Origin of the sequence: Microvirga sp. HBU67558 (genome assembly GCF_018069605.1) — a bacterium.
Lineage (GTDB): Bacteria > Pseudomonadota > Alphaproteobacteria > Rhizobiales > Beijerinckiaceae > Microvirga > Microvirga terrae.
The window spans coordinates 22,255-28,254 of record NZ_JAGPUP010000491.1; the positions used below are offsets into that span (position 1 = coordinate 22,255).

A 6,000-nucleotide genomic window follows, 5' to 3' on the forward strand; every position below is an offset into this window, starting at 1 on the left:
ATCCCCTGTACGCGTTACCACCACCCGTTCCACGCTTGTGGCTCCTTTGGAGACCACCTTCAAGCGTAGATGCCCAACGCCAAGTCGCAATGAACTCAAAGGGATAGAGTCGTATTTTAGAACAACTCTCCAAGGGATAGATCAACAATCCCTTGAGGTTATGGTTCTTGCACGGGGGTTACTTCTGGTGGCTGATGTCAGAGGCGTCAGGCTACCTGGAAGGCGCGGAGGGCCCGTTCGCGGATTTCGTCCCGCTGATCCTGGAGGGCGTTCCTCTACCCTCGAATCTCCTCATCGGACGTGCACTTGCGTGCGTCAGGGCACAGCAGCCTTCTAGGAAACTGGTTAATGAGCCCTTACCACAAGGGTTGGGGTGCGACATGCCAGCGAAAAAGCAGAAAGGTGTTTCCTTTGCGCAACGTGAGATAGCGCGGCTTGAGCAGAAACTCAGGGCGGTTGACGCGCAGATCGCTCGACTGGAACGAGATCCAGACCTCGGCCTTGCCACACGGGATCATTTTATCGTCTGGAAGCGGCCGTGCCTTTTTGCTGCTTGGCCGTCTGTGATCCAATAGTCCTCTCATCTGCACGCGCCCTACCTGCGCTTGGGAACACAGCTGTAGCAATACAGTCTTGACGCTGGCGTGTGGTAGACTAGGTGCCGGACTGCTGATCCGGGAGGTGGGTGATGATCCGAGCCTTGTGCCATACTGCCGACAATGCACTGGCTATCGAATTCGACGCGACGCCATGGTTTGTCGAGGCTGACCGGCAGAGCCTTCTGCACTGAGCCAAGCAAGGCTGGTCCAGCACGTGGGTTGCCGACGCTCTCGAGGCGCACCCTGGCTACGAGGGTCTCCATCAGCTGGTCCATTATGCCGCCACGCGGCTGCGGGAGGAGTCACTCGAGGATCCCATCTGGAATGCGCTCGATTGCAGCATCAGCCAATCTGATGCGATGCACTGGCTAGCCGAGAATAGGCCAGAGCTCGTGGCAACGATTCAGGATTAACATAAGTCCCAGTAACCCATCGCATCCAAGCAGGCCTGTACGGCTGCGTGGGCGGATGAGCACATCCGACTCTGCGGGCTATTCTGAAAGTGGGCCAGAGTAAGGTCGTATGGCAGCTTGCCTATAGGAATACGGCTACGGTCGGTATGCTTACAAAGCATAACTCACTTTCCTTCATGATCACTCCCGAATGAGGTGCTCCAAACCCATATAAGTTCCATCACAGACAATCAGAAATTCCTCGCTGGACGAGGCAGTTAGCACCTAAAGGCAAGACATATTCGTAACTTACATCCTCTCCCAAATCCGTGCGTATCTGCGTTATCGCGAGACGGTTCGCGAACTGTCGCAGCTTGGTGATCGTGAGCTCAGCGATCTGGGCATCGTCCGGTACGACATTCACAACGTCGCACGCACTTCGGCGGCTGCAGCCTAACTTGCTTCAGCTTCGTAGGTGATGCTCAGCCCGCCCTCCGGCGGGCTTTCGCATTTCTGGATATCGCGAAACAGGCCAGAACCCTGAAGCTCTGTTCCAGCCAAATCCTGCTTGAGCGCTTCGCCAACCCTAAGCCCAATTAACTCTCGTGTGTCGTTCGCTGACCTTCACGTGCTAAAGAGGCCCAGAAACTCACATTCGGGCTTCTATCAATCCTTCTCCGCTACGCACCCAAGCCCCTGATCATTCAAAGCTTCGACTTCCATGATGAAAGCTGACCTCTTATCCAAGGCCCAGGAGCAGCGCCCGAAGCCGCTCGCCGCCGAGATCCGCCCGCAGACTCTCGACGAACTCATTGGACAGCAGCATATCCTGGGCCCGAACGGGCCCTTGCGGCGGCGCGTCCGAGCTGGTCGTCTCGGCACGGTCATCCTCTTTGGCCCGCCCGGGGTAGGCAAGACCACGATTGCCCGGGCGATCGGCCAGGAGATGAAGAAGGAGTTCCGCTCCCTGCACCCGGCCAGCAGCAACGTTTCCGACATCAAGGCTGTGGCACACGAGGCTCAGGCCAAGGACGTCCTGGTGTTCATTGATGAGATCCATCGCTTCAGCAGCGCACAGCAGGATTATCTCCTCGATCTCACCGAAACCGGCACGTTTGATCTGATTGCCGCTACAACGGGCAATCCCTATCATGTGCTCACCCCTGCCCTCGTTTCTCGTGCATCCATTTTCCAGCTGGAGCCTCACTCACTGGAGGATCTGCAGCAGGTGGTGGAGCGGGCCGTAGCCTTCCTCGCGAGCCACAAGGATCTACACGTTCATCCTGATGGCGAGGCTATAAAGCAACTCGTCGGTCGAGCCGGAGGAGATGCTCGCCGCGTGTTGAACGCCCTTGAGACATTGGTGCTCGGAGCCGAATCCGGTTCAGTCATCTCGATCACTGGCGGCATGGTCGATGAGGTCTATCAGGCCTCTCCCCTGCCCTTTGATCGCAAGGGCGACTATCACTACGATACGATCTCCGCCTTCATCAAGTCGATGCGCGGCTCGGATCCAGACGCCACCCTCTACTGGCTGGCCCGGCTGATCCATTCCGGTGAGGATCCTCGCTTCATCGCTCGTCGCATTCTCATCCACGCATCGGAGGATGTCGGCCTCGCTGACAACACGGCCCTTCAGACTGCCGCAGCTGCTCTAACGGCCGTCCAGCATGTTGGCTACCCGGAAGCCCAAATCGTCCTGGCCCATGCCGCTTTGCACATCGCCCGGGCACCGAAATCGAACTCGGCCTGCCGCGGCATTGGAACCGCAATGGCCTATGTCAAATCGGAGCCCATGGTCCCGGTGCCTCCACATCTGAGGGACGGGCACTATGCCGGAGCAGCCAAGTTGGGCCATGTCGGCTACCAGTTTCCGCATGACGATCCGCGTGGCTGGGTTGAGCAGACCTACGCCCCCGGCATTGAGCTTGGTCAGTTCTACCAGAGTGATGGCCGGGGCAGTCAGACGTTCGAGGCACGAGCTGATGCTTGGTGGGAGCGCGTCACCGGTCAGCCGCAGCCACAGCAATGGCAGGAAGAACCCGGCAGCAGCTGAGGAGAAACCTAGGATTGCGTCACTTCTGCACCTGCAGGGTAGGTGAGAAACGATTCAAGCGCGGAACGAGATGAACACTGCACCTTTCGAAATCATTCCGGCCTGGCGGATCGCACGGTTGAGGACGGCCTTGCGCGATGCGGAGCAGCGTGGTGCGAACCCGGATGATGAGGGGCACGATCTTCTCCACCGCGCCCTCCAGCGTCGCTTCGCTTTGGCCCGACGACGCGCGAAGCATGGGCCAAGACTGGTCTCCAAGCCGAAGACCACGCGCAAAGGCCGCAGCTTTCCGCACCTGAAACTGGTTATCATCTGGCGCGCCATCCTTAGCTGTCGCCCCTTGGCTTGGAGGCAGGGCGACAAGGCGCCGTTTGGCAGCATTCGCAAGGCGCATGATCAGGCTGTTGCGGCGTGCCGTGCCGCCGGCCTTGCGCCACCCCGTTATCGCACCGTCTATGTCCTGTGGCATCGCGGCGTACCACCGGCGGACCTCGTGGTAGCGTTGCGAGATGGATCTACAACGCCGACGGAGTAGCAAACTTACCAGACAGCGGGATGAAGGCGCCCCTTCCAGCGTTCATGGCGCGGGAGTTGAGCCGCGGCCGCCTGCCGTTTTGTTAGCCTGCGCGGGACCGCAGTCGACGGGGCCACCGATGGCACAGTCAGTTCTGCCTCTGGTATTGTTTCAGATGCTATCGCCTGTTCATCGACAGCAGGAGCCTTCTTCCGTGGCTTCCGTGAACCGGCCCTCACGCCCTTGCCTTGTGCAGCATGAACGTCATGGACAGGGGGTGGATCCTCGGCATCATCGAGAGCGCCGTCCGTCTGCGGCACGGCTCTGCCACGCACTTGATCTCCTGCATGTGTGGTTTCCGCATCCTCAAAGGCTGTCGCAGTCAGATCGAATTCCATCTGTTCCCGACGGGTCTCAACCGAAGAGCGCTTGCGGCGGACAGGTTCAACGGGTTCTGAACTGCTCCACACAGGCTCGACGATGCTCGGCAGGATGCGTGGGGCAGGAGCTTGCTCAACTGCCGCTTGAGGCTCTTCCTTCGGAAAAATCTCAATGGCCTCAACCAAGGTCAGCTCAGACAGGCGCCTGGGCGGGAGGTGAGGACGCTGACCCTGAACGCGGGTTTTCTTGATCTCAACAGAAAAAGTCTTGATGTTCCGCTTCATCTCATATGCTGATCATAAAATTGAATGATGACGACCTAAGATCTTACCGGCACGACGTCAACCTTAGGAACACATGTGGCTTTCATCTGAAATCGTCGTAAATCGGCCGATTTCAGAATATCTTCTGCACGATTACGTCTTCCAGACAGCATCAGATCCTTCCCTTGTGAGAGAAGTCTACAGGTTTATGCGGCTCGTCGGGCAAACAGCCTCTGCAGCAGGCGAGGCTTATCATTCACAATGACAACTCCGGTGCCCTCACCCTTTAGTCGCCGCGCCGCCTCGAGATAGGCCTGAGCCGGTGCACTGCCAGGGCTGCCCAGGGTCACTGGCGCTCCGATATTTGAGCTCAGCAGCACTTCCCCACTCTCCGGCACAATGCCCAGCAGCGGAATGGACAGGATCTCCAGCACATCCTCTACCTTCATGATCTCGCCGCGCCGGGCACGGACAGGATCATAGCGGGTGAGAAGCAGATGTTTGTCGATGCGCTGGCCGCTCTCGGCTTTGGCTGTCTTGGCGTCGAGCATGCCAATGATACGGTCCGCATCACGGAGTGAGGAGACTTCCGGATTGACGACGACGACCGCCACGTCCGCATGCCGCATGGCCAGGGTGGCTCCCTTCTCAATGCCGGCCGGGCTGTCGCAGATCACCCAGTCGAACTGGGTGCGTAGATCACCGATGATCTGTGCGACGCCCTCGTTGGTCAGGCTGTCCTTATCGCGGCTTTGCGAGGCCGGCAGAAGAGCCAGCGTATCCAGGCGCTTGTCTCGGATGAGCGCCTGCGAGAGCTTGGCCTCTCCTTTGATGACGCTGATCAGGTCAAAGACCACGCGTCGCTCGGCCCCCATGACCAGGTCCAGATTGCGCAGTCCGATATCAAAGTCGACGAGCACGACCTTCTGGCCTGTCTGAGCGAGGGCCGCACCCAAGGCGGCCGTGGAGGTGGTCTTGCCGACGCCTCCTTTGCCGGAGGTCACGACAAGCACCCTGCCCTGTCTGGTCTTTGTCTTCGCCTTGGTAGGCCTTGGCCTTGGCTTCTTCATCGCTGGCATTTCTCCAGAGAGACCGTGAAGAGGCACGGTACCCACGCAGGCACATGCGAAATCGAGAGGCAGCAACGGCAACGAGGCGTACCGCACTGGAGCAGTGCCGGATGTCCCCGTGAGCAGACCTATTCGGCGCCGGAAATGGTTACCAGACCGTTAACAGGCTCGAGTAAGATCGGGCAGCTTCGGGACAGGTTCTTAGCGATCCATTAACCATCGTGTCGCGACCATGGGCTCGTTGATCCGCTGGGATTTGGATCAGCCCTCTCCTCCAAAGCAGACGGGGCGCGGATGAACCGCCTCGGCTGCTTTGGGGATAGGAGCGGTCCGGTGCAGTAACTGTCTCGTAACCACGATCTCAATCGAAATTGATCCAAACGGCAGGCACAGCATTGGTCCTGTGTCTGAGCGCGAGAGGACTGCCCATGACTATTCTCGATCCAATCACTGGAAACCTCGTCATGATCGATACGTCGAGCAGACCGCGCCGCTGACATTCCTGTGTCTCTGGAGGGTGGTGATGAAACGATCCTCGGCACGCCGGGCCAGGCGCTGGATCATTCACGAATTGACCCGCTGCCTCGATCAGCTGCCCGAAGCGGCTGTCAGGACCGCCGTGCTGAGCGGTGGCAGTAGCAGGGATGGCGATGGACCGACCTAAAGCGCTTTTGATCTGGGCTTGAATCCATTCGGGTGGGTTGCGCGTTGACTGGGATATGGCC

Annotated in this window: 6 protein-coding genes; 3 read left to right on the forward strand and 3 right to left on the reverse strand. The window is 58.9% G+C overall.

Annotation, left to right across the window (positions count from 1 at the left end; all coding sequences use genetic code 11):
* Positions 1-1,316: 1,316 nt before the first annotated feature.
* From KBI52_RS10160 to KBI52_RS10170, 3 genes are all read left to right on the forward strand, one after another.
* Entirely contained in the window at positions 1,317-1,448 is a 132-nt protein-coding gene (locus tag KBI52_RS10160; RefSeq protein ID WP_371823152.1) for a DUF1127 domain-containing protein, read from the forward strand.
* Between the two features lie 264 nt (positions 1,449-1,712).
* Positions 1,713-3,047 carry a replication-associated recombination protein A gene (locus KBI52_RS10165; RefSeq protein WP_247654310.1) on the forward strand — a complete coding sequence of 445 codons (1,335 nt, stop codon included), beginning with the start codon at positions 1,713-1,715 and terminating at the stop codon, positions 3,045-3,047.
* Positions 3,048-3,117: 70 nt separating this feature from the next.
* Positions 3,118-3,582: a hypothetical protein gene (locus KBI52_RS10170; RefSeq protein WP_210807156.1), complete on the forward strand. Its 465-nt coding sequence runs from the start codon at positions 3,118-3,120 to the stop codon at positions 3,580-3,582.
* Between the two features lie 5 nt (positions 3,583-3,587).
* On the opposite strand, the gene KBI52_RS10175 is transcribed toward KBI52_RS10170, so the two are convergent.
* The 3 genes from KBI52_RS10175 to KBI52_RS10185 form a co-directional block, all read right to left on the reverse strand.
* On the reverse strand, positions 3,588-4,226 hold the full coding sequence (locus KBI52_RS10175) for a hypothetical protein (protein WP_210807158.1): 639 nt from the start codon (positions 4,224-4,226) through the stop codon (positions 3,588-3,590).
* A 185-nt stretch (positions 4,227-4,411) separates the two neighbouring features.
* On the reverse strand, positions 4,412-5,275 hold the full coding sequence (minD, locus tag KBI52_RS10180) for a septum site-determining protein MinD (RefSeq protein ID WP_210807160.1): 864 nt from the start codon (positions 5,273-5,275) through the stop codon (positions 4,412-4,414).
* Between the two features lie 361 nt (positions 5,276-5,636).
* The coding region (locus KBI52_RS10185) for a hypothetical protein (protein WP_210807162.1) at positions 5,637-6,000 on the reverse strand (364 nt) is incomplete at its 5' end.

Coding starts and splice junctions, on each gene's coding strand:
- KBI52_RS10165 (WP_247654310.1), top strand. CDS start 1,713: ATGATGAAAGCTGACCTCTTATCCAAGGCCCAGGAGCAGCGCCCGAAG.
- KBI52_RS10170 (WP_210807156.1), top strand. CDS start 3,118: ATGAACACTGCACCTTTCGAAATCATTCCGGCCTGGCGGATCGCACGG.
- KBI52_RS10175 (WP_210807158.1), bottom strand. CDS start 4,226: ATGAAGCGGAACATCAAGACTTTTTCTGTTGAGATCAAGAAAACCCGC.
- minD (WP_210807160.1), bottom strand. CDS start 5,275: ATGAAGAAGCCAAGGCCAAGGCCTACCAAGGCGAAGACAAAGACCAGA.